Genomic DNA, 23698 nt, shown 5'->3' with positions numbered 1-23698 from the left:
CCTCACTCGGTACTGATCTCCGTGACGAACGCCGTGTGTTTCCCGGGCCAGACTCCCAGGACGAACCGCAGTTCGGTCCCTGGCGGATACTCACGCGAAAGCGTCGCCGTCATCGGCTCGCCGGGGGATTTGCTGGTCGCGATCTGGTTCTGGTTCGCGTTGCCACGGCCAGGCGGGAAGAGGACGAGCCGGACCTGGCCGCGGTCGGGCTGGAAGTCCGGTGACTCCCAGGCTGCTCGGACGCGCGTCCCGGCGCTCAGGCCGTCGACAGTCCGGGCGAGACCGACGGCGCTTGGTCCACCATCGACGCGGAGACGGACGCTCCCGCCGTGTTCGTCCGAGTACCCTCCCTCACCCTTGACCAGTTGATACTGTGGGAACTCGCCAGCGCCGGGCTCTTTCGTGTCCCCCGTCCGGTAGCGGGTGTCGACAACCCACTCGCCGAGTCCGTCGGTAAAGGACGCGGTGAACGGGACCGACAGCGGCGGCGTCTCGACGTTCGTCGGGAGCCCTTCCGGCTGTGTCGACGGTGACGCTGTCGTACTGCCGGCTGTCTCTGTGGGGTCACCGGTCGCCTCCGGCGTCGTCGTGGTTCGATCCGATGTGGGAACGTCGGTGGTCGTCGCCTGCCCCGTCTCGCCCTCGTCGGCGTCGACCGCCGTCTGTCGAAGACAACCACCGACACCACCCAAAACGCCAACTGCTGTGAGACAGAACGCCCGCCGATCCATACCGGGAGGTGTGTCGACTGGTACTTACCAGTTTGTCTCACGGTCCGCTTCGACGGGGCCGCCAGCTACAGTGGGATCGGCGGGGTCGAACCGCGCAACTAGCGCTGTCCGGATCACTACCGTTCGTCGGAAAGGAAAATGCTCCGTCAGGGATTTGAACCCTAGTCATCACCGTGAGAGGGTGATATGATTGGCCGGACTACACCAACGGAGCGTACACAAATCGGTAGCGAGGAAGGACGTTTAACCATTGCGCTTCGGGCGTGCTCTGTGTGGGTTTCTCACTCTTCCTCGAACGGTGAACCGGCGGCGTCAGGCTCTTCGCCGGCGATGCTGATGATGTTCTCACGACCCACGCGGAGCTTACTGATCTCGTCGTCGGCCTCCATATCCGAGAGCAACATACTGACCTTCGATTTCGACCAGTCCGTCTCGTCGACGATGTCGACCTGTTTCATCCGGCCGCCGTTCTCCCTGAGGAGTCGGAGCACGCGGTCGTTGTCGCTCAGGAGTTCCTCGTCGGGGACGGCTGGCTCCTGTGGGTCCGGTTGATCGGTCCCCGTCGGTTCCGAGTCGGTCGGTGCCGCCCCACTCCCGTCGGCACCGTCTGTCACGGTGGCTCCCCGGCCACCGAACCACCAGACTGCGGCGATTCCAACCGCGAGAACCGCGACGGCGATGAGGGCAAACAGCCAGTTCGACCCGCCCCCGCTTTGCTGTGGCGTCGTCCCGTCTGTTCCGCTGGGGCCGCCGGAGTCACCACCCCCAGAAGCCCCGGACACCGATCCGGTTGTCGTCGATTCTTGAGTCGGCGTCTCGGTGTCGACGACGGATCTGGGACCCAGTTCGACGTAGGGCCGCTGATCGTTGAACGACTGCTCGCCCTCCCAGGTGACAGTCTCACTCCGGGCCAGTGAGTTCGGGTTGCTCCGCGAATCGGGCGTCGGCCGAGCGTCGGTAAAGGCGAGTTCCGGCCCGCGCTGGACGACGAACGACTGATCGGGTCCGATGTAGAATCCCCCCTCGAACACGTCGCTCATGACGATCCGGCCGTCCCGCTGTTGGGTGAAGTTCCCCCACTGGAACGACATCCTGACTGCACCGGTTCGTCGCACCGGATCGATCGAGGCGGACCGCCGGAAGTCGCTGGGTGCCATCGACCGCCCCGTCCGGTTGGTGGCGAACTGGGTCAGTAAGCCGGCCTGCTCGACGAAGTCGGCGTACAGGGCCGTCTCGGTCGACTCGAAGGTTCGAGCGAACTCCTCGAACTGCTGTCGCTCGGATTCGTTGCTCAGCGGCGTCCGGTGTTCGATCGTCCAGCGGGCGGAGCCGTTGGCATAGACCGTCACGCGAAACGTCGTCTCCTCGAATCCCTCGGGCGTCTGTACCCGCTGGGGCTGTTGCTCGCCAGAGACGATCGGAAGACCGGCCAGTACACTGACTGCCAGGAGTGCGACCACGACCACCACGGCCCGGGCAGACATCACACTAGAACGACCCGTGGACACCACAAAAACACTGTTGCTTCCACAATCCGCAATCCGTCAACTCCTGTCTGAGACCCCGTCTTCGTGGGCTATCGAACTGGAGAGCCCCGAAGCGGACGAGCGGTTAGTCGTCCTCGCAGCAGCCACCGGCTTTCTGTCCGAAGTCGACGACCAACTCCTCGGAGATCATCTCGTTGAGTTCCTGCAGGCGCAGTTCGAGGTCGTTCTGTGCCTGGAGATACTCGCTCATCACCGGCATGTCGTGGAGTTCCTGTTGGGCCTGCTGGAGGTTTCGCAGGTCCTCCTGGGAGGCCTTGCCGGTCTGGCGGGCGAGCATATACTCCTCGCGGATCTGCTCGAACTCCTGGATCGCTTCCTGGGCCTCCTCGTCGTTCTCGACGGCTTCCTTGGCCTCGGCGAATCGCTGGTAGACGGGCAACTCGGTGATGGCGTCGCCGAACTCGGTCGCGAGTTCCTCGACGCGGTCACCGATCGGATCAGCGGCGGTATCGGTCTCGATGCTCATCACCGACATGTAACGACTGTGGCGGTATAGGCCTGCCGGAACGCGAAACGAGTGCTGCTACGACGCGCTATCGCACTCGGCGTTTGTCCCGCTTGGATCAGCCTTCCATCCGTGCGACTACCCCAGTCGGGGCCTTGGTAGCATCCACTCCGAAAGGCTGTCAGCTGTCCCCGCGAGCGACCACGGAGAAACACTGAGGTTATCCCCCACGAGCCAGTACACAGTTCCAATGAGCCAAGAGCGGACAGCGGGAGACCTCCGAAACACCGGTCTCTCACTCAGACACGACCGCGAGTGGGACTACGAACTCGACCGAATCGTCGACGCCGTCCACGAACGCGACGCCGAGACCGTCGGTCTGCAGTTCCCCGAGGGACTGAAACGGCGTGGCCCGGCCGTCGCCGACGACCTCCGTCGAGAACTCCCGGACAACGTCCAGGTGATGATCTCCGGCCAGCCCTGTTACGGTGCCTGCGACCTGGATACCTACATGATGCGCCGGACGGACGTCTTCGTCCACTTCGGCCACTCGCCGATGAAGGAGTCGGACAAGATCATCTACGTCCCCCTCTTCTCGAACGTCGACGTCTTCCCGATCATGGAACAGGCCCACGACGAGGAACTGGCGCCGCCGGAACAGGAAGACGCGGTCGGCCTCGTCACGACCGCCCAGCACATGAACAAGTTCGACGAGATGCGTTCGTGGCTCGAAGACCGCGGTTACGACGTCCAGACGCGCAAGGGTGACGACCGCCTGACCCACGAGGGGCAGGTGCTGGGCTGTAACTACGCCTCGGCCGACGTCGACGCCGACCAGATCCTCTACGTCGGCGGCGGGAAGTTCCACCCGCTCGGGCTGGCGATGGAACACCCCGACAAGAAAGTCGTCATCGCGGACCCGGTCAACAACGCGCTGACGGTCGCGGACACGGAGCAGTTCATGAAACAGCGCTACGCCTCCGTCCACAAGGCGATGGACGCCGAGCGGTGGGGCGTCATCTTCTGTACGAAGATCGGCCAGGGACGGTGGGACCAGGCCCAGGAGATCGTCGAGAACAACGACGACGCCTACCTCATCACGATGGACGAGGTGACGCCCGACCGCCTGACGAACTTCGGGATGGACGCCTACGTCAACACTGGCTGTCCCCGTATCACGACCGACGACGGCCCGCAGTTCAAGAAACCGATGCTCACGCCCGGCGAGTACGAGATCGCGATCGGCGAGAAGCCCCTTGACTCCCTGGAGTTCGACACCTTCCACGGCACTTGGTGAGCAGTTCTCGCCGTTGAGAACTGGGGAGATACTGCTTTGTGTCCAGCGGCCCCCAGTTTTGTATGGCTTCGACAGGGGACACTCCCCTCTACCGGGACATCTTCGAGGTAGCCCCGGACCCGATCATCGTTCACGACGCCGATACCGGGGCAGTCGTCCGCTCGAACCCGGCGGCCGCCGAGTTGCTCGGGTTCGACCGGGAGGAACTCGTCGGCACCCACGTCGGCGCGTTCAGCCCGCCCGGATACACGACCGAAGACGCGAACAGACTCATCCAGGAGACCGTTTCGGACGGCTCGAAGACGGTCGAATGGGCGGTCCGGAATTCGGACGGGGCACAGCAGTGGATCGAGGTCACCCTGGAGCGGGCGGAGATCGACGACGAGAGCCGCGTCGTCGCGTTCTTCCACGATATAACTGACCAGAAAGAGCTGAACAGAGCCCGTCTGGAACGGAACGAACAGCTAACGACGCTCATCGACAACCTCCCTGTCGTCGTGTTCACGATCGACTCCGACGGCGTGTTCACCCACTCCGCCGGCAAGGGGTTGGCGAGTTTGGGCCTAGAGCCGGGTGAACTCGAAGGGGTTTCGGTGTTCGAGGCGTACGCCGACTACCCTGATGTCGTCGAAGCGGTCGAGACGGCCCTAGACGGCGAGGAAGTCCGCGTCACCCAGGACGTCGGCGAGTTGGTGTTCGAGACGTGGTATCGGCCGCTGTTCGACGACGGCGACCTCTCACAAATCGTCGGCGTTTCCCGGGATATTACCGATCTCAAGCGTCACGAGGAGCGTGTCGAAGCGCTCAGCGATGCGACGAACGAACTGCTGTACAGCCGCTCGGAGGGAGCCGTCGCCGAGACCGTCGCCGGGATCGCGAAGCGAATCATCGAGCGGCCGTTCGCGGCGATGTGGTCCTACGACGAGAGCGACGACACCCTCTATCCGATCGGTGCCACGGGACCAGCCACCGAGTTGGCTGACGCCGACGGGCCGTCGGGGCTGTCACCGATGGGGCCGGACCACGACGAGACCCGGATATTCCACACCGGCGAGCCGACCGTCGTCGAGGACTATCGGACACTCTCGAACCCGTCGTCACCGGAGACGCCGCTGCAGACGCTCTTCTGTCTCCCACTCGACGACCACGGGATGCTGTGTATCGGTTCCACGGAGAGCGAGCCGTTCGACAGCGACGAGCGGCTCCTGCTGGAGATCCTCGCGAGCACGGCGATCGCCGCGCTGGACCGTGTCGAGCGGGAGACCAAGCTCAAAGCCAAGCAGACCGAACTGGAGCGGTCGAACGAGGCGCTCCAGCAGTTCGCCTACATCGCCTCCCACGACCTGCAGGAGCCGCTCCGGATGGTGTCGAGCTACGTGGACCTGCTCGAAAGCGAGTACGGCGACGAACTCGACGGGGAGGCCGCGGAGTACATGGCCTTCGCCGTCGACGGCGCGAACCGCATGCAGGAGATGGTCGACGCGCTGCTGCGGTACTCCCGCGTCGAGACGCAGGCAGGGGAATTCGAGCGCACGGAGCCGGGAGATGTCGTTTCCGAGACACTGGGATCCCTCCGGATGCGGATCGACGAGGTCGGTGCGACCGTCTCGACGGGATCGTTCCCGGCGGTCAGAGCGGACACCAACCAGCTCGGTCAGGTGTTCCAGAACCTGCTAGAAAACGCACTCGACTACACCGACGAGGCGGGTGTCGACCCTCGCATCGAGATCGACGCGACGGAAGCCGATGGGGTGGTCGAGTTCTGTATCACCGACAACGGACCGGGAATTCCCGACGATAAGGTGGAGGACATCTTCGAGATATTCAAGCGCGGCGGGGCACACGACACGGACGGTACCGGAATCGGGCTCGCCGTCTGCCAGCGGATCGTCCAGCGACACGACGGACGGATCTGGGCCGAGCCGTCCGAAACGGGCGCGACGTTCAGATTCACGCTCCCGGCTGCAACGGAGGTGGCGACGGATGAGTGAGAACGAGAACGGCCGACCGGTCGAGATCCTGCTCGCCGAGGACAACCCCGGCGATGTCAGACTGACCGAGAAGGCACTGGAGAAGGGGAAGGTACTCAACAACCTCCACGTCGTCAACGACGGGGTCGAGGCGATGCACTACCTCAGACAGGAAGGGGAGTACGAGTCGTCGCCCCGTCCCGACCTGCTCTTGCTGGATCTGAACATGCCCCGGATGGACGGGCAGGAAGTGCTCGCCGAGATGAAGTCCGACGAGGACCTGCGCCGCATCCCGGTTGTCGTCCTGACCAGTTCCGGGGCCGAGGAGGACATCGTCGAATCGTACGACCTCCACGCCAACGCGTACCTGACGAAGCCGGTCGACTTCTCGGGCTTCGTCGACATCGTCGGGAGCATCGAGGAGTTCTGGCTTCGGGTCGTCAAACAACCGCCGAAATGACCATGGCCGGGACGACACACCTCTCCGTGTTGCTCGTCGAGGACAACCCCGGCGACGCGAAACTCGTCGAACACCATTTCGATAGTTCCGACGCCACCTACTTCGTCGACGACGTCGAGCTTACTCACATCGAATCGCTCGGTGCCGTCGCGGATGTCGAAACCGACGGGTACGACGTGTTGTTGCTGGATCTGGGCCTCCCCGAATCGACCGGGTTGGAGACGCTCGATCGGGCGACTGAGATGGTCACGGACCTGCCCATTATCGTTCTGACAGGGATGCAGGACCGCAGGAAGTCGATGGACGCCATCGAGCGCGGCGCACAGGATTACCTCCCGAAATCCGAGCTCGACGGGGATCGACTCGTCCGAGCACTCCGATACGCCGTCGTCCGGAGTCGCCAGCAGCGGGCTCTCCGTCGTCGGCGCGACCAGATGGAGTTTTTCAACAGCATTCTCCAGCACGACATGCTCAACGGCATGAACGTCATCCGGTCGCGTGCGGAGTTGCTGACGGAGACGCTCGACGGGGACGACCAGGAGTACGCCGAGACGGTCGTCGACTGGAGCGACGACATCATCGACCTCACGGAGAAGGTTCGGTCGGTGCTGAAGACGCTCTCGGAGGACGGGATGACCGAGATGGAGCGCCGTGACCTCGGTGAGGTGCTCGACGAGGCCGCGGACCGAGCGCGATCGATGAGTGACGAGTGTACCGTCGACAACCACGTGAGCGGTATCCAGGTCGAGGCCGACGATCTGCTGGAGGACGTGTTCGGGAACCTGTTCACGAACGCGGTCGAACACGCCGGCGAGGACGTGACCATCGACGTGACGGCAACGATCGAGGACGTCGTCGTGCGAGTGCGGATCGCCGACGACGGGTCCGGTATCCCACCCGACCAGCGCCGTCGCGTCTTCGAGCGAGGGAAGAAAGGCAGCGGCTCTTCGGGGACCGGATTCGGGCTCTACTTCGTCGATTCGATGATCGAAAGCTACGGCGGGAACATCTGGATCGAGGAGAGCGACGCCGGTGGTGCCGCCTTCGTCGTGGACTTGCCCAGAGCCGAATAACTGCTAAGCATTATTAAGAGGATTTTTACATGACTCGTCTGTAGTACGCGTGATGCCGACGAAGAGCGCCCTCGCCCAGCAACTCGCCGTCGTGGCGGGGTTCGACGACCCCAGCGCCAGTCTGGAACAGTATCGGACGCCGCCGGACCTCGCCGCCCACCTCGTCCACACGGCGGACCTTCAGGGTGATCTCGATGGCCGGACCGTCGTCGATCTGGGCTGTGGGACGGGGATGCTCGCGCTCGGGGCGGCCCTGCGCGGCCCGGAGACGGTCGTCGGCCTCGACATCGACGCCGGGCCGCTGTCGATCGCGCGGGACAACGAGCGGAAAGTCGGATCGACGACCTCGGTGTCGTGGGTCCGGGCGGACGCGACCGTCCCGCCGCTGTGTCCCTCGGTCGAAGAGACCACCGTGGTGATGAACCCGCCTTTCGGTGCCCAGGCCGACAACGAACACGCCGATCGCGCGTTCCTCGAAACCGCGGCAGCCCTCTCGTCGGTCTCCTATTCGATCCACAACGAGGGAAGCCAGTCGTTCGTCGAGGCCTTCGCCGAGGACAACGGCGGCGCGGTGACACATGCTTTCCGGACCGAGTTCGAACTCCCCCGACAGTTCGAGTTCCACGAGGCCGACCGCAGCGAGATCACGGTCGAGGTGTACCGGATCGAGTGGACGTGACTACTCACGGCGCTGGCCCGGGGGTGTCCGAACCGTCGCGATCCGAACGCGAGTGTCGTCGATTTCGGCGTACAGTCGACTGCGGTTGTGTCTGAAGGTTATTCCGCCGATGTCCCGTGCCGACGTATTGGCGGGTATCGGCCCCGTCGCCAGCGTCTCGTTGTCCCGTGTCACCGCCAGTTCGAAGCTCGCTCCCGCGGGCCGAACCGTCACGTTCCGGCCGGCGATCGTCGTATCGGCCGTCGACGGCGGGGACCGGTAGCTCGTCCGTGGGTCCTCGCCCCGGCGCCACAACTGGACGACGTACACCGACCGATTGCCGACGACGTTCCAGGTCGTTCGGTTGGCGAACACCGTCTCGCGCCAGCCGACGCCGCCGACGACGACCGACGCGCGGCCGTTGGTCGCCAGTTGTCCTTTTGGTACCTCGGCGATCCATATCTCGCGGTCGGCACTGGCGACGACGATCCCGCTCTCGTTGACCCGGGTCTGTTCGGTCTCGATCGGCGTCGGGATGTTGGCCGCGTACTGGTTCAGTACGTCCTCCTCGTAGGCGACGACGTAGTCACGGATCTCGATCCCGTCCTCCGGGACGTCACCGGAATCGATCGTCGTGAGATTGCCCGGGACTGCACCGAGACTGAGCGTCCCCAACACGACCAGGAGGACGATACCTGCCCAGCCGATCCAGCCCGCCTCGAACCGCGGCAGCAGGATGAAGTGGTCGTCCGTGTCGGCCGTCGCGGCCGCGATGACCGCCGCCAGGAAGAAGACGAGCGCCGTCCCGAGCCAGCGAAACAGGGTGAAGCGGGCGTTCCCCAGCGGGATGTACACCGCCCAGAGCCCCTGAAAGACGGCGAACACCAGCGTCACGCCGAAGACCCGTTTGGGAACGGGTCGCTGGTCGCGAAGCCACAGCAGCGTGGCGGCGAGGACGATGCCGGCGAGGATACCGATGGCGTGGCCCTGGATCGCAACGTCGGACCACCAGGGCGTGACAAAGCGAGTCCGGCCCTGAACGGTCGGTTCGGGGAACCGGAGCGCGGTCAACACCAGGTCGACGACGCGGTTCGTGACCAGGGCACCCAGAAACAGATAGGGGCGGACCAACAGCGCGAACCCGGCCATCGCGAAGACGACGCCGGAGAAGCCGACGACCGGTCCCAGCGAGAACAGGCCGGTGAAGACGCCGACGACGACCGACGCGATCGGGACGGCCAACACGCGGGCGTAGGGGTTCGTCCGCAGCGACGTGAACGTCTGTGTCCCGCGCTCTGTGGGATAGTGACCCCAGGCGTACTCGACGACGGTCCCGTAGACCAACGTCCCGACGACGTTGCCCGTGACGTGGCCCTGGCCGCCGTGGGTGAACGGTCCCGTCAGGATGCCCAGCGGATAGAAGTACGACCACGTCCGGAACGGCGTCACCAGGGGGCGGGCGTTGTTCCACGCACCCTGGAGAACGAAATACACCAGGAGAACGCCGGTGATCGTCAGCAGCGTCCCCCACGGAACCCCCAGTAACAGCCTGCTGCGAAGCGGGTCCGTGAGCCGCTCGCCCGAGAGCCGGCGGACCGCCACCAGGGAGAGCCCCACCACGACTACGACGACCAGCGCCCGAAGCGGGAGCCACCCCGGGACGGTCGGGACTGGCGACGACTGGAACATTCACCCTCACCTGTGGGTGGTAGTGGCTTATGCGTGACGGCAGAAACCAGGGTACGTCGGCGGCGCTCAGGCCAGTCCGAGAGCGACGCTGTAGGGCCAGGCAGTTCCGGCGGCAGCCAGCAGCGCGAACGCGCCGCCGGCCAGCGCGACGTTTTTCAGGAACTGCGTCATCTCGTCTTGCTGCTGGTCCTCGGGGACCGCCCAGAAGTTGTGCATCGTCAGTGCCGATCCGACGAGGAAGGTCGCCAGCGCACCGGCGGCGATCACGGGGTAGGCCCCGAGAACGACGAGGAGACCGCTCACTACGAGCAGTCCGCCGCTCCCGTAGACAGCGGCGGTGGGCGCGGGCAGCCCCTTCGCGTCTGCGTAGGGGATCATCTGCTCGTCGTTCAGGAAGTGATTCAGGCCCGTGAACGCGAGGACTCCCCCGAACAGGAGTCGACCGAGCAGGAACAGTTCGGCCGCGCCGGCCGTCTCGAAGGCCATCAGGCGCTCACCTCCGGACTGACGGTCGATCGAAGGTCGGTACGACGGTGCTGCAGGTGTGGTTTCATTACGTTACTTGGTTCGCATCCGAACCTATATATCGGTTCCCGGACATAGAGGTAATCAGGTATCACCGATGTCATCCCAACTACGCCACGAATCGGAGGCCGAGACCGGCCCCTGTGCGGTCATCGAGTCGCTCGACCAGATCGGCTCCCGCTGGCGGCTGGTCGTCCTCCACGAACTCCAGGACGGGGAGCGACGGTTCAACGAACTCAAGCGAGCGACCGACGCAAGCTCCCGGACGCTGTCGCGGGTCCTCGACGATCTTCAGGAGATGGGGTTCGTCGAGCGTCGACTCGAAGAGGACGCGCCGGTGGCGACCTACTACCGGCTCACGGACAAGGGGCGGTCGCTCTGTCCCGTCTTCGAGGAGATCGAAGACTGGGCCGACGAGTGGCTTGCGCCTGGTATGGAGTGAGCCAGTTCCCGATCCACCGTGCTTGCCGGTAGTATGCGTCGACAGCACAGGACTTTCCACCGAGTACGTACAACTAGCTACTGATGGGAGTACGGCCACCAGCCGACGACACCGACGAGCCCGATGTCATCGAGTTCGGCATCGCCGCCCTCGACGCTCGACTGACCGATATCGAGATCTCGTATCCGGCCACCGCCGAGGAGGTCCGTGACGCCGCCGGCCACGTCGAGGTCCCGTTCGACGCGGCCGGTCACACGGTCACCGTCGCGGACGCGCTCGGCGAGACCAGCGTTCGACGGTTCGAGAACGAGCACGAACTGCTGGACGCATTGCACCCGGTGTTCGAGCGCAAACGGGAGGCGACGCGCAACAGTATCATCTCACAACTGCGCGCGCTCGTACCGTTTTAATCCGCCGGCAGGGACTGTTCCGACTAGTCCTCGCCGTTGCCGGCGGCGACGGTTTCGGCCTCGTTTTGCCCGTCCGACTCGGAGGTCGCTGCCTGCTGAGAGTCTTCCGAGAGTTTTCTGGCGATATCCTCCAGCCGCCGAGTCTGTTCGCGGTTGACCGTGACGATCATGTCCGAGAGGACACCGAACATCAGCAACTGCAGTCCCAACACGATCGCGATACCCCCCACCATCGCGATCACCTCGTGGGAGATGCTGTTGGCGAACCAGTCGTAGGCGACGTACGCCCCCAGCACGATCCCGAGACCGATCGAACCGAAGCCGACGCTTCCGAAGTAAAACAGCGGGTTGTTCGTCTTGGCCATCCGGTAGAGCGTGAGGATGATCGTCGCGCCGTCCCGGAACGGGTTGAGGTTGGTCTCGGACTCGTCCGGACGAGGTTCGTAGGTGATCGGGACGACGGTGACACGGACGCTGTGTTTGACACACTCGACAGCCATCTCCGTCTCGATTCCGAACCCGTCCGAGGAGAGCGAGAGCTGTTCGAACGATTCCCGAGTAAAGGCGCGATAGCCCGAGAGGATATCGACATACTGGTGGCCGTGGATCACCGAGAACGCCCAGTTGATGACCCTGTTTCCGGTCTGGTTGAGGCGGCTCATCGCGCCCGGTTGCATGTCCGCAAAGCGGTTGCCGATGACGTGTTCCGCTCGCCCGTCGAAGAGCGGTTCGAGCATCCGGTCGGCCTCGTCCGGCCGGTAGGTCTCGTCGCCGTCAGCCATCAGCACGTACGCCGCATCGATATGGCGCCGGACTGCCTCCCGGACGGCCTGCCCTTTCCCGCTCCCGGACTGCTCGACGACGCGTGCCCCGGCCGAGTCTGCGATATCTGTGGTGTCGTCGGACGACCCGCCGTCGATGACGAGGACGTTCTCGAACCCCTCCTCGCGGAACCCATTGACGACTGCCCCGATCGTCGCGGCCTCGTTGTAGGTCGGCAACAGCACACAGACGTCGTCGCGGTCAGCCATTACGCGACCCTCATCTACGGAGCGTGAAATAAATACGGGTATCCGTAGCTCCGACGGACTTCCCGCGACGACACAGTGTCGGACGATTCGGGTACTCTCTCGGCGCGACTGGACAATGTAGTAGCAGCTCCCTGTGGTTCACGTCGGGACAACTGGTCGAACGGTGATACTGCTGGCTGTCCGTTCGGACCGATAGTCGCTATCCGGGGGTAGCGATTCCTTCAGTGTGGTACAGCCACCAGTACGAGTCGCCTCGTGTCGGATCGAAAGCGTGAGGGGAAGGCGACGTGATACGACTCTGTAATGGGATCGGTACGCGTTTGTTTTGTGGTCAATGCGGTCGATCAGACCGTCGCTGAGGTGGATATCGCGGTCGCACTCCAACGGTACACGGACGTCGATGTCACGGTCATGGCGTGGTTCACCGCCGAGGGGTTCTACGGTGACGAACTCGTCGATGTAGTCGATCTGGATGCACCGGACACGCGGACGGGAATCGACTATCGGACGCTCTCTGCAGCCAACGAAGTCATCCGCGACTCCGATATCGTTCAGACCACTCACAACCACTCCGGTGCCTACGCCAAACTCCTCGCCCGATATAACGGTGTCCCGTCGGTCTCACGTGAAGGGAACACGCGAGACGGTTTTCCGATGTTGGGACTCGTCGCCAATGGGCTGACAAACCCGCTTGCGGCCCGTGTCGTCTGTAACTCGCGAGCAGTCCGTGACTCTTTCCGGGGTTGGGAGAACCGAATCCTCGACCGTGACAAGATCGAGTACATCCCCAACGGTGTCGACATCGACGCAATTGATTCGAGCGAGGAGATGGGGTGGTGCCTCGACGACGCGGTCGATATCGGAGCGGACTCCTTGCTCGTCGGGACGGTGGGATCGCTCACAGAACAGAAGAACCAGGCGACGCTGATTCGTGGTGTCTCACGGGCACGGGATCGTGGTGCGGAAATGGAGCTTGTCATCGTCGGGGACGGACCTCTCCGGGAGAAACTGTCAAAAACCGCCCGCAGTGAAGGGATCGCTGACTCGGTTCACTTCCCCGGCCGTCTGGAAAGAGAACGGGTGTATCACGTGCTTCACGAGTTAGACGTGTACGCAATGCCCTCCCTGTGGGAGGGGTTCAGCATGGCTGCTATCGAGGCAGCTGCCAGTGGAACAGCCTGTGTGTTTTCAGATATCGGTCCATTCGTCGAGGCCTACGAGGACGTCGCGATGTTTCACGATCCGACTGATGTCGACTCCCTCGCCGATGCTCTGTGTCAGTTATCGGGTGACGCGGATCGAAGAGCACAACTGGGGGCGGCTGGCCGCTCTCTCGTCGAACGGAACTACACTCTCGAGGCCGTCGCTCGACAGTACTGGGATCTATACGAAGCAATCAGGTAAGTTCAGTACCGATTCATACCGCAGGCCCCCTCGTGGCGAGTTTTCCTCGTACGGAAAACGGCACCGTGTGTAGCCGGTCGTAGCAGCGGTCGCGAGGCGCTTACAGCCCGTCGATTAGCTTGAGAAGCGTCTCGGTCTGTGTTTCGGCGGAAAACTTCTGTACCCGGTTCTGTTGGGCGGCTGGACTGTGCTCAGCCAACGCACGCTCTATCGCGTCGATCCATGCCGTGGTCGACTCAATATCGGTAACGACTGCTCCAGTCTCTCCGACGACCTCGGGTAACCCACCGCGGTCGCTCACGACACACGGGATACCGCTCACCATTGCCTCTGCCGGGACACGCCCGAACGGCTCCTCCCACCGGGAGGGCACGACAACAAGCTTCGCGCTGGCGTACGCTGTCCGCATATCGTCACACCACTGAGTGTGCGATACGTTCTCCATCTTCCGAGCCTGGGACGCGATTTCCGAGGAGGCGATCGGTCCGACGAGACGAAACCGCTCATCCGGAAGCTCGCTCGCGATATCGAGAAAGATATCCGCACCCTTGTACTCCGCCCGTGGATTTACCATCAGGATAGAGCCGTCCGGATCGTACTCAACGCGATACTCGTCTAGTTCGATGGGCGGATAGACGACTTCGGTATCAACCCCGAACAGCTCCGATATCTGCTCGGCAGTATGTGAACTGTTCGCGATCGTCACTGTCGCCGTACGCGCCGCGCGCCGGTACTCGCGAAAATTCTGCCACAGAAACGGGAACTGGATCCGGCCGCCCAGATCTGTCCGCAACAGATTGGAGAGGATGCCGCGTGTGGCGTCGTACTTCTCGTAGCCCGTCAGTGCCATACTCCTCACGAAAAACAGAGAGGGAATATCCATCTCCGCTGCGACAGCCACCGAGGCAGGAGCCAGTTGGTTCTGTGTCCACAGGAGGTCGGTCTCAGGATCGAGTTCTGAGTGAAAGTATCGACGCCACTGGAACCGCGTACAGACTTGATCGGTCCAAGTCAATTTCGGGACCGTCGTCAGTGGCTTCTCGTTGATCGTGTAGTCGTATGCTGTCTCCGGTGGGTCGTCAACGGGCGGTGTCTGGTACACGTCGACCGTTATATCACGATGATCGCTGATACCGGCTAACAGTGTCAGGAGGGATTCGCGTGCCCCGCCTGACTGTGCTGTCGCGAATTTCTCGTAGGCGACCGCTATTCTCATGTTAGATTACAGTAGGTGTTTCCGACTGTGCTAACAGCGCTCGACGGACCGACCGAGGCGGTTTACACACCGGTTGTACGGCGGCAGTGCGATCAGGGAGATTTTGGGTTTCACTGGTACTGTCGCTGCGTACCGGAGGAACATTTGCAGTCCAAATAAACATGTGGATCTATATCAGCCGTTGAAACTCACTGTCCTCCCGATCGCACGACTGCAGTGCGATCGGTGTCTCAATCGTTTCAACAGCCACTTGGTGAGTGCTCGGCACGAGCGATCCCCGCCTACCGCGACAGTAGCCGTTCAGACCCTCGCCCTGGAGGACACGGTCTGTCTATATCCGAACCTTTTTGCTATCATCGAGATTTCGGACCGTATGAAGATCGGCTATTTTTGCTACCGACTCTCGGGGACGGGTCCACGTACCCGTGCGGCGGATATAATCAACGGAGTAGCCAACCGATCTGAGTGTGACGTCGTCGTCCTCACCAACGAACCTGCTGTCGTCTCCGCTGATGCCGAAGTAACGCAAATCGACATCCGGAACCCCATCGAGACGTTCCTGAAAGCGAGACGAGCGTTCAGTGATGTCGACATTGTACACGTTCCGATCAATATCTATCAGGTGCTGTTCGTCCGACTGGCGTATCTCGGTCCGCTGGTTGCCGGTGTCGGCCCGGGAATCCAAAACTCGCTATTTCATCGCGTTCTGGGTCGGTTCCTCGGTATCAGTGTCAAAATACAGAAACAGGAAGACGAGCGACAGTGGGAACAATTAGGCTACACCACGGCAAGTGTCACAGCTACGATTGACCGATCTCACTTTTATCAATACGAGCCCGAACGTATCGACCAACTCCGATCTGAACGGGGGATTGACAGTGAACAGACCGTGGTCCTCTATGTCGGTGAGTTGACCGAGGGGCAGGGTGCCGCGATCATCGACGAGATGGCTCGGATAACACAGGACGACGACAGTATTCAGTATATTGTCGCTGGCGCCGGACCACTCGAAGAGCGGTTTCGTGACCGGTCGGACCTGATTTTCGAGGGGTTCGTCGATAACAAATCGATGCCTCAGCTCTACAATATCGCTGATGTCACTGCTGCGACTCGGAAATACGATGTCACGTCGAATGTCGGTCTGGAATCGATTGCGTGTGGAACCCCAGTAATAACGACTGCCTCCGGAAAAATTGAGAAAATTTTTAAGAACCGTGGGACGTACGTCTGGGCAGATCGGGACTCGCAATCCGTTCTGGAAACCGTCGACGAACTGATGTCTGATCCGGAGTACTACCAATCACAAGTGAACCGTGGCTTTCAGACGATGGAGGAGATGGATCTTACCTTGGAGAGTGCCATCGAGACACATCTCGACGTTTACAGACGGCTCGGAGCCCGGGATCGCTCGACAGGGCAGCCCCGCTAAAGCAGAATCTAACTCAAACAATGTCACCCGGTAGCGGATACTCGATACGTCTCACTGGATTCGTTCGTAACGTACTGCGGGCTCTTGAGAGCACGCTACCCTGATTTATCCATGCGTCGAGACCGGAGTGCAGTACTACATTTCGTTTCGCAGGTTGTCAGATCGATAGCCGGGTTCGGAACGACGTTGTTCGCCGCCCAGTACTTCGGTGCGAGCGGTCTCGGAATCTATTCGGAACTACTGGCGGTTCTCTTTTGGGTCAAACTCCCCGGAAACAGTATCCGAACTGCCGTCTCGAAACGGATGTCGGAATCGGAGGCTGTAACCGGTCACTTCACCGCCGGCGCCCTCACGATATTGGGATACGGCACCGTTGTCGGACTGGTGATTTACGTCTTCGAGACGCGAATAAACGAGTATTTCGGGGTAGAAGTCGCGGCTCTCGCCTTCTTATTACTGGCGACAAATATGTTCCTTGATATAAGCCGGGGCGGAATCGAAGGGGCGAAACGGGTTGCGCTCTCGGGGTGGCTCAACACGCTCGAAAGTATCATCCGGTTGCTCGCTCAGATCGCTTTCGCTCTCAGCGGTGCGATGCTACTCAGTCTCGTCTACGGGCATATTCTCTCCATGGCCGCGATTACGATGGTCGGATTGTATTTCCTGCGCGAGCGACTTACGATACCGTCCCTCTCGGAGTTCGGCGACCTTCGCCGGTTCACGCAGTATTCCTGGTTGAGCAACGTGGAGGGTGTGGCGATCAACTGGTTAGATTTACTGGTGCTCGGCTATTTTGTCACCGATGATTTTATCGGCATCTATACCGCCGTCTGGACGTTGACTGGTTTCCTCGCGCTGGCGGGGAAATCGATATCGTCTACTCTCTTTCCCGAGCTGAGTCAGCTCGGGAGCGACGGGCGGATTTCGAAGGCGCGCGAACTCATCTCGGATAGTTTGCTGTTTACCGGGATCTTCCTCATCCCAGGGCTGTTCGGGGCTGCAGTGATCGGTGACCAGCTCCTCCGTGTGTACGGGGCAGAGTTTTCACGTGGTGCACTCATCCTGTTAGTCCTGATCTTGGCACGGACCATGCACACGTTCGGACGGCAGGCAATCAACGCGCTCAACGGTCTCGATTATCCACAGCGTACGTTCAGAATCAATGCGCTGTTCATCTCGGCAAACCTCGTACTTAATATCTCGCTCGTATTCATCTTCGATCAGTACGGGCTCGGCTGGTATGGGGCAGCGATCGCAACACTGCTTTCGAGCTGTATTTACTTTTCCGCGGGATGGGTCGTCCTCTCGGCTGAAATCGGGGATATCTCGTTCCCCGTAACCGGCATCGGGAAACAGATCGTTTCGAGTGTCGTCATGACGGCGGTCGTCTACACTCTCACACTGTTCGTTCCGGACACGCTGTTGAGTGCTGTTGGCCTGGTATTCGTTGGAGCGGCCGTGTATGGCTCCCTCTTGCTCGCGATTTCGTCACCGATCCGGGAGAAAGTGTTGCGGGTAGCCGATCTCTAATCGAGTTTTTGCAAGATCGACCGATAGCGGTCACACGCGGACTCGAAGCTGTACGTCGACTCGATCAGCTCTCGCCCTCGCGAACTGACAGTTCTCAGATCGTTCCGGTCGAGGATCGTTTCGACGGTGGTCCGCAGTTGTTCCGGCTCGCGGGACTCGATGAGAAACCCCGTCTCGCCGTCACGAACCACGTCTGGGACGCCCGAAACCGGCGACGCCAGCACCGGTGTCCCGCAGGCCAGCGCCTCCAGGATCGTCGTCGGCAACCCCTCGGTCGGCTGTGATGGTAACACGAGCAAGGAGAGGGCGTTCAACTGCTCGGGGACGCCGTCGTGGTCGACCCAGCCGGTCAGTTCGACACTGCCGGCGGCGATCTCGTCGGCGAGTTCGGCTTCGAGCCATTCCCGGAGGTCGCCATCACCGATGAACCGGAACGTGACATCCTCGGGGAGGTCGCGGGCTACCGCGGCGAGTTCGCGGATACCCTTCTCCTCGTCGAGCCGACCGAGGAATCCAACGACGCGATCGCGCTCGTCGTAGGGCGTCTCGATGTCGAACTCGTCGGTCCTGACGTAGCGAGCGCCGGTCGGGTAGACGTCGGGCGCCTCCGGGTGGAGGTCGAGCTGTCTGGCCATCTCGGGCGTGTAGGTGACGACGCCGTCCGCGAGCGCGAACCCGATCCGTTCGAGCAGCCGGACGAGACCAGCCAGCGTCCGGGGGAGGGGGGACGGCAGTTGCTGTTCCCAGGTCAACCGGAGGGTCAGCGGTACGTCCCCACGGGGCTCGACGAGGACGGTCTTCCCCAGGAGCCGCGCCGCCAGGATCGGGAGGACGTACGACGTTGCGCCGTAGAACAGCACGACCTCCTCGTCGCGGTCGGCCAGTACGCGACACATCCGGAGTTGGTTCAGGAGAAAGCGACCGGCAGCGACGGCGACCGAGCCACCCGCTCCCTTCTGTGTGAGTTCCACGAACTCGCGCGTGTCCCGGATCTCAGAGTCGGCAGGGAGATTGGCCGTCACCAGGGCGACTCCAGTGATCGCGGCGAGAATATCGAGCAGACTCCGCGTGGCGTTCTCGCCGGCCGCCGCCAGCGGATGGGTGACCACACAGACGTCCGGGAGCTCTTCGGCCATCGGTCACCTCCACACCGTCGTCCCGTAGAGGTAGCCGGCCCCGACCGCACCGGTCAGGACGAACAGGAAGACCAACTGGAGGACGCCCGCGACCGAGGGCGACCGAACGATGCCGTCGAGGCGGTCCGGCACGGAGTCGAACAGCAGCGACGAGAGGAACTCCGACTCGTCGCCCGTCGATTCGGGGACCAGCACTTCCATCCCCCGCTTGGAGTAGCCCTGCCAGAACGCTCGGTCGATCAGCCACCCGGGGTCGGTCCGGTAGTCGAATATCTTGTGGGCGATGACCGCGTCGGGGTTGTAGTAGACGCCGTAGCCGGACGCCGCTTTCAGGCGGGCACAGAACTCCGTCTCCTCTCCCTGGAGGTTCTTGTCCCCTTTCCGGCCGCCGATCTCCTTCTCGAAACCACCCAGGTCCTCGAAGACATCCATCCGGAAGGAGATGTTCGACCCGAACGTGTTGCGGACTTCGCCGGGCTCGTCCGGGTCGCCGTCGGGGCCAAAGCCCAGGTGTGTGACTCCGATCAGCCAGTAGAACTCCGCCGGGAGGAACGAGGGCTTTCCGGCGACCCATCTAGGTACTTGTTTGCCTCCGACGGCGGGGACATCCTCGCGCTCGTAGACTTCGACCAGTTCGGCGACCCACTCCCGGTCGGCGATGGCGTCGTCGTCCAGGAACGCGACCACGTCGCCCGTCGCCACCGCGGCGCCGTTGTTGCGGCTGACCGCCAGGCCGACGTTCTCGTCGTTGCAGTGGACCCGGACGTCCGTTCGGTCGCCGAAGTCGTCTTCGAACCGGTCGGCGATGGCCTCGTCGCCGTCGGAGACCAACACGAGTTCGACATCGTCGTGGGACTGGTCGAGCACGCTCCGGGCGGCCTCGTAACAGTCAGTGTACCGGTCCATCGCGTGCGTACAGACGACGACCGAGACACGCATGCTCGCAGGTGTGCCACGGGCCGTTTTAGGCGTTTCCATCCCTCCTCGGCGAAGGTCAAAAGGCTTATGCGCGACATGCCAGTCTTTCCGTCCAATGAGTCAATGGCGGGGCCAATTCGAGGATAACCCCGAACTCGAGGCTGCCCTGGACAAGGTCGAGCGGTGGTACCACGTCCCTGTCCTCTTGGCGTTGCTCGGGTTCATGCTGTGGAATCGTGTGCGTAGCTGGCAGAACTTCATCGTCGACGGTGAAGTGCTGTTCTCCGGGAACGACCCTTGGTACCACTACCGGACGACGGTGTATACGGTCCAGAACTGGCCGGGCACGATGCCGTTCGATCCGTGGACGCAGTTCCCGATCGGCTCCTCGCCGGGCCAGTTCGGGACGCTGTTCGATCAGGTCGCTGCGACACTCGCGCTGATCGTCGGACTCGGCTCACCCAGCGAGAGTACGATCGCGATGGTCGCGCTGTTCTTCCCGGCAGTCCTCGGCACGCTCGCCGCGATCCCGCTGTACGTGATGGGACGGCGCCTGGCCGGCCGACTGGGCGGCGTGACCGCTGTCCTGGTCCTGGCGCTTTCGGCCGGCGCCTTCCTCGGCCGCAGTCTCGTCGGCACCTTCGACCACCACGTCGCCGAGGCGTTCCTCCAGACGACTGCCGTCCTCGGAATGATGGTCGCGATCAGTGCTGCGAACCGTGACAAGCCGGTGTTCGAGCAGTTCGTCGACCGTGACATCGACGCCCTCCGATCGACGGTGCTGTGGTCCGTGCTGAGCGGGTTCGCCGTCGCGACGTATCTCTGGACGTGGCCGCCGGGTGTCCTCCTGATCGGTATTCTGGGGACGTTCTTCCTCCTGCGTCTCATCATCGAGTTCGTCCGCGGGCAGAGCCCGGAACACACCGCGATCGTCGGGACGATCGCGCTGGCAACGACGGGAGTACTCACGCTCGTGAGCTTAGACACGCTGACTGTCAGCGCGACGCGACACTCGCTGCTCCAGCCCGGCCTGGCCTTCGCGATCGCCGGTGGCTGTGCGTTCATGGCATGGCTCGCCCGATACTTCGATCGGGAGTCCCTAGATACGACTCTCTACCCGGTGACCGTCTTCGGTATCATCGGTGTCCTGGCCGCGCTGGCCGCCGTGGTGACCCCCGACCTGTTCAACTTCTTCGTCGACAACGTCCTGCGCGTCATCGGGTTCTCGGTCAGCCCGACCGCCGGCACCGTCGGGGAAGCACAACCGTACAACCCCAACGATCTCTACCCGCAGTACGGGCTCACCGTCTTTATCGCCGCGATCGGCGTTATCGCGATCGTCGCCGAGCAGTTCCTCGCCAGTGATCCCGACGGTGAGGAACTGCTGGTGGCGATCTGGGGCGTCTTCCTGTTGGCCGCGACGTTTACCCAGGGCCGGTTCGCCTACTACCTGATCTTCCCGGTCGGTGCGATCACCGGGCTGCTCGTCGGTCGGCTGGTCAGCTGGGTCGATCTCTCCGGTGACGGCGATATTGCCCCGTACGAAGTGTTAACAGTCATCTCGCTGCTCGTTGTCGTCGTCGCTCCGTTGCTCATCGTCGCCCCGACGCCGATGGACTACGGCGGCTCGAACGGTCCGGGACAGGGTATCGAGAACTGGGACGACAGCCTCCAGTGGATGGAGGGGAACACTCCCGCCGTCGGCGCCTACGACACCGGCGATGAACAGTCGCTTGACTACTACGGCACCTACAAGAACCGCGAGGACTTCGACTACCAGACCGGTGATTACGGTGTCCTCTCCTGGTGGGACTACGGACACTGGATCACGACCCGCGCAGAGCGGGTCCCGAACGCCAATCCGTTCCAGCAAGGGACCGACGTGGCTGCGAACTTCCTGCTGGCCCAAAACGAGAGTGAGGCCAACGATGTCCTCGAAACGTACGACGAGGACGACGCCCGGACGGAGTACGTCGCCGTCGACTGGAAGATGACGCAGGTCAAGGCCGGACGCGGCTACGGTGGGAAGTTCTTCGCACCGCCACAGTTCGACGACGACTCGAACCAGTCGGACTACTACCGTCCCATCGTCGCCGGGGACGGGAACTTCTTCTTCAACTACCGGACCCAGGACTACTACAACAGCACTGTCGTCCGGCTCTACGAGTACCACGGGAGCGCGGTCAACGCTCAGCCGATCGTCGTCGACTGGGAGCGCTCGACGGCGAACGGGCAGTCCCGCCGTGTGCCCGCTGAGACGCCGATCCGGACGTTCTCCAATATGAGCGCCGCGGAGAACTACGTCCAGCAAGACGGCACCGCACAGGTCGGCGGCGTCGGGACGGTACCGAGCCAGCGGGTCCCGGCACTGAAACACTACCGCTATGTCGGCTCCAGCGACCGCACGGCCTACGAGTCCTCCGAACACAACCGTGCGATCCTCACGGAGGCACAGGGACTCCGCTTGCCCGTGCAGCCGACCAGCGACACCTGTGGCACCAACCAGACCTCGGCGCCGATCGGCGGGTCGAACTACTGTACGCCCGACCAGATCGCCAACCTGATGCACCAGAACTCGCCGACGTGGACGAAGATCTTCGAGCGCGTCCCCGGTGGGACCATCGAAGGGACCGGACCGGCCAACACGGCCGTTCAGGTCAGCGTTCCGATGCGCAACACCCAGACCAACGAGACGTTCACCTACCGGCAGACGGTCCAGACTGACGAGAACGGGAACTTCGAGACGACGGTTCCGTACTCGACGACCGGCTACGACGAGTACGGCCCCGCCGACGGCCACACGAACGTTAGTGTCCGTGCGGAGGGTCCCTACCAGTTCCGCGCCGTCACGTTGCAGAACCGGACTGTCGTCCGGTCAACCGGGACGACGCACGTGACCGAGGGGCAGGTCATCGGCGAGAACGAGACGGCCTCGACGGTCGAACTCACCAGGCAACAGCCCCAGGCTGCCAGTAGCGGCTCGCTCTCGCCCGCTGCTGTCCCAGCAGAAAACTGATCGCTCGCCGATACCCCGATTCTTCTTCCGCGGCTTATTGCACTCTGCTGGACGAAAACGTGTCCCGGAAGCGGCTCAGTTCGTCAGCGGGTTGAACGTCCCGTTGATGTCCCACTCGTGGAGACAGTGAGGGTTTCCGGCCTGTTTCTCACCGTCTTCGGTGGTGATCGCCCAGTTGACCAGTTCGTCGTCCCAGACGTCGTGTCGTCCACATCGTTCACACGTCCGCTCGCGGGGCGGTTCGATCTCTGCCATAGTCGATGACAGTACGGCGGTGATTATCAGCGTGCCGGTCACGAACTCAGAACTCCGGCAGGTCGTCGTCTACGACTTCCTCGGCCTCCCAGTCGAGATAGTCCTCGGCGAGGACGTCACAGACGGTCTGTCCCAGTTCGGTCAGCGCGGCGTTGATCCCCGAGACCGTCTCCCAGGAGCCGAGTTCCGGATGGAGCTCCCGTTCGCGCCAGTTCTCCGGGAGCCCGGGTGCGTGGTAGCCGACGCGGCCGGCAAAGGAATCCCAGAAGAAGTCGAACTCGGCGATCAGTTCGAGGTCGTGGACGATGGCCCACGCCTCGGCGTCAAGCCCCGTGTCGGCGGCCCACTCGTCGAAGGCCTGCGCCCAGGCACCGTCCTCCAGTGCAGTCGCCAGTTCCTCTCGGCGGTAGTCGTCGCCCTCAACCGATACGTCGTCGTACTCGTCGGTCCCGGCCGCCGGGCTGAGCGCCGGAGGCTCCGGTGTCGGTACGTCGAGTGTCATACCCGGACTTCGGG

At 62.7% G+C, this 23698-nt stretch carries 22 protein-coding genes and 1 tRNA gene; 11 read left to right on the top strand and 12 right to left on the bottom strand.

The genetic code is table 11. The features are described 5' to 3' along the window. Positions 1-2: 2 nt before the first annotated feature. From VJ109_RS01325 to VJ109_RS01310, 4 genes are all read right to left on the bottom strand, one after another. Positions 3-731 (bottom strand): hypothetical protein, encoded by a 729-nt coding sequence (locus VJ109_RS01325; protein ID WP_324758465.1) that lies wholly within the window; start codon positions 729-731, stop codon positions 3-5. A gap of 139 nt (positions 732-870) precedes the next feature. Further along, a tRNA-Glu gene (locus tag VJ109_RS01320) sits at positions 871-945 on the bottom strand. 67 nt (positions 946-1012) lie between these two features. Next, positions 1013-2215: a DUF7343 domain-containing protein gene (locus tag VJ109_RS01315; RefSeq protein ID WP_324758464.1), complete on the bottom strand. Its 1203-nt coding sequence runs from the start codon at positions 2213-2215 to the stop codon at positions 1013-1015. 127 nt (positions 2216-2342) lie between these two features. Further along, complete coding sequence (locus VJ109_RS01310) at positions 2343-2744, bottom strand: YlbF/YmcA family competence regulator (protein WP_324758462.1); 402 nt, start codon at positions 2742-2744, stop codon at positions 2343-2345. 229 nt (positions 2745-2973) lie between these two features. On the opposite strand from VJ109_RS01310, the gene dph2 reads away from it, so the two are divergent. From dph2 to VJ109_RS01285, 5 genes are all read left to right on the top strand, one after another. After that, entirely contained in the window at positions 2974-4020 is a 1047-nt protein-coding gene (gene dph2, locus VJ109_RS01305; protein WP_324758461.1) for a diphthamide biosynthesis enzyme Dph2, read from the top strand. Between the two features lie 62 nt (positions 4021-4082). Continuing rightward, positions 4083-6011 carry a PAS domain S-box protein gene (locus VJ109_RS01300; RefSeq protein WP_324758459.1) on the top strand — a complete coding sequence of 643 codons (1929 nt, stop codon included), beginning with the start codon at positions 4083-4085 and terminating at the stop codon, positions 6009-6011. Further along, positions 6004-6450, top strand: coding sequence for a response regulator (locus tag VJ109_RS01295; RefSeq protein WP_324758458.1), 447 nt, complete (start codon positions 6004-6006; stop codon positions 6448-6450). Before VJ109_RS01300 ends, VJ109_RS01295 begins: the two co-directional genes overlap by 8 nt. 2 nt (positions 6451-6452) lie before the next feature. Then, complete coding sequence (locus VJ109_RS01290) at positions 6453-7523, top strand: hybrid sensor histidine kinase/response regulator (protein WP_324758456.1); 1071 nt, start codon at positions 6453-6455, stop codon at positions 7521-7523. A gap of 52 nt (positions 7524-7575) precedes the next feature. Beyond that, positions 7576-8202, top strand: coding sequence for an METTL5 family protein (locus tag VJ109_RS01285; RefSeq protein WP_324758455.1), 627 nt, complete (start codon positions 7576-7578; stop codon positions 8200-8202). Here the strand turns inward: VJ109_RS01285 and VJ109_RS01280 are convergent, their stop codons facing one another. Together VJ109_RS01280 and VJ109_RS01275 are read right to left on the bottom strand one after the other, a co-directional pair. Beyond that, entirely contained in the window at positions 8203-9870 is a 1668-nt protein-coding gene (locus VJ109_RS01280) for a rhomboid family intramembrane serine protease (RefSeq protein WP_324758454.1), read from the bottom strand. 66 nt (positions 9871-9936) lie between these two features. Beyond that, positions 9937-10356 (bottom strand): DoxX family membrane protein, encoded by a 420-nt coding sequence (locus VJ109_RS01275; RefSeq protein WP_324758453.1) that lies wholly within the window; start codon positions 10354-10356, stop codon positions 9937-9939. Positions 10357-10492: 136 nt separating this feature from the next. On the opposite strand from VJ109_RS01275, the gene VJ109_RS01270 reads away from it, so the two are divergent. Next, positions 10493-10837 (top strand): winged helix-turn-helix transcriptional regulator, encoded by a 345-nt coding sequence (locus VJ109_RS01270; protein WP_324758452.1) that lies wholly within the window; start codon positions 10493-10495, stop codon positions 10835-10837. 83 nt (positions 10838-10920) lie between these two features. Then, the gene (locus VJ109_RS01265) at positions 10921-11247 is read left to right on the top strand and encodes a DUF5789 family protein (protein ID WP_324758451.1); all 327 of its coding nucleotides are present in this window, start codon (positions 10921-10923) and stop codon (positions 11245-11247) included. A 23-nt stretch (positions 11248-11270) separates the two neighbouring features. On the opposite strand, the gene aglJ is transcribed toward VJ109_RS01265, so the two are convergent. Further along, positions 11271-12278: an S-layer glycoprotein N-glycosyltransferase AglJ gene (aglJ, locus tag VJ109_RS01260; RefSeq protein ID WP_324758449.1), complete on the bottom strand. Its 1008-nt coding sequence runs from the start codon at positions 12276-12278 to the stop codon at positions 11271-11273. 327 nt (positions 12279-12605) lie between these two features. On the opposite strand from aglJ, the gene VJ109_RS01255 reads away from it, so the two are divergent. Beyond that, positions 12606-13682 (top strand): glycosyltransferase family 4 protein, encoded by a 1077-nt coding sequence (locus tag VJ109_RS01255; RefSeq protein ID WP_324758448.1) that lies wholly within the window; start codon positions 12606-12608, stop codon positions 13680-13682. Between the two features lie 100 nt (positions 13683-13782). Here VJ109_RS01255 and VJ109_RS01250 read toward each other — a convergent pair whose 3' ends face one another. Continuing rightward, the gene (locus VJ109_RS01250) at positions 13783-14898 is read right to left on the bottom strand and encodes a glycosyltransferase family 4 protein (RefSeq protein ID WP_324758446.1); all 1116 of its coding nucleotides are present in this window, start codon (positions 14896-14898) and stop codon (positions 13783-13785) included. Positions 14899-15271: 373 nt separating this feature from the next. Between VJ109_RS01250 and VJ109_RS01245 the strand changes: the two genes are divergently transcribed. Both VJ109_RS01245 and VJ109_RS01240 read left to right on the top strand, forming a co-directional pair. Then, entirely contained in the window at positions 15272-16327 is a 1056-nt protein-coding gene (locus VJ109_RS01245; protein WP_324758445.1) for a glycosyltransferase, read from the top strand. 111 nt (positions 16328-16438) lie between these two features. Beyond that, entirely contained in the window at positions 16439-17857 is a 1419-nt protein-coding gene (locus VJ109_RS01240) for an oligosaccharide flippase family protein (protein WP_324758443.1), read from the top strand. Here the strand turns inward: VJ109_RS01240 and VJ109_RS01235 are convergent. Further along, positions 17854-18993, bottom strand: a complete 1140-nt coding sequence (locus tag VJ109_RS01235) for a glycosyltransferase (protein WP_324758442.1) — start codon at positions 18991-18993, stop codon at positions 17854-17856. The genes VJ109_RS01240 and VJ109_RS01235 overlap by 4 nt on opposite strands. 3 nt (positions 18994-18996) lie before the next feature. Then, on the bottom strand, positions 18997-19932 hold the full coding sequence (aglG, locus tag VJ109_RS01230; protein ID WP_324758441.1) for a glucosyl-dolichyl phosphate glucuronosyltransferase: 936 nt from the start codon (positions 19930-19932) through the stop codon (positions 18997-18999). 94 nt (positions 19933-20026) lie between these two features. On the opposite strand from aglG, the gene VJ109_RS01225 reads away from it, so the two are divergent. Next, the gene (locus VJ109_RS01225) at positions 20027-22927 is read left to right on the top strand and encodes an oligosaccharyl transferase, archaeosortase A system-associated (protein WP_324758439.1); all 2901 of its coding nucleotides are present in this window, start codon (positions 20027-20029) and stop codon (positions 22925-22927) included. Positions 22928-23002: 75 nt separating this feature from the next. On the opposite strand, the gene VJ109_RS01220 is transcribed toward VJ109_RS01225, so the two are convergent. Both VJ109_RS01220 and VJ109_RS01215 read right to left on the bottom strand, forming a co-directional pair. Next, positions 23003-23182 (bottom strand): HEWD family protein, encoded by a 180-nt coding sequence (locus VJ109_RS01220; protein ID WP_324758437.1) that lies wholly within the window; start codon positions 23180-23182, stop codon positions 23003-23005. A 46-nt stretch (positions 23183-23228) separates the two neighbouring features. Further along, positions 23229-23684, bottom strand: a complete 456-nt coding sequence (locus VJ109_RS01215) for a DUF7992 family protein (protein ID WP_324758434.1) — start codon at positions 23682-23684, stop codon at positions 23229-23231. Between the last annotated feature and the right edge of the window lie 14 nt (positions 23685-23698).

Origin of the sequence: Haloarcula montana (genome assembly GCF_035666295.1) — an archaeon.
Lineage (GTDB): Archaea > Halobacteriota > Halobacteria > Halobacteriales > Haloarculaceae > Haloarcula > Haloarcula montana.
Note: the sequence above shows the minus strand (reverse complement) of the source record. Positions and strands in the feature narration are given on the sequence as shown.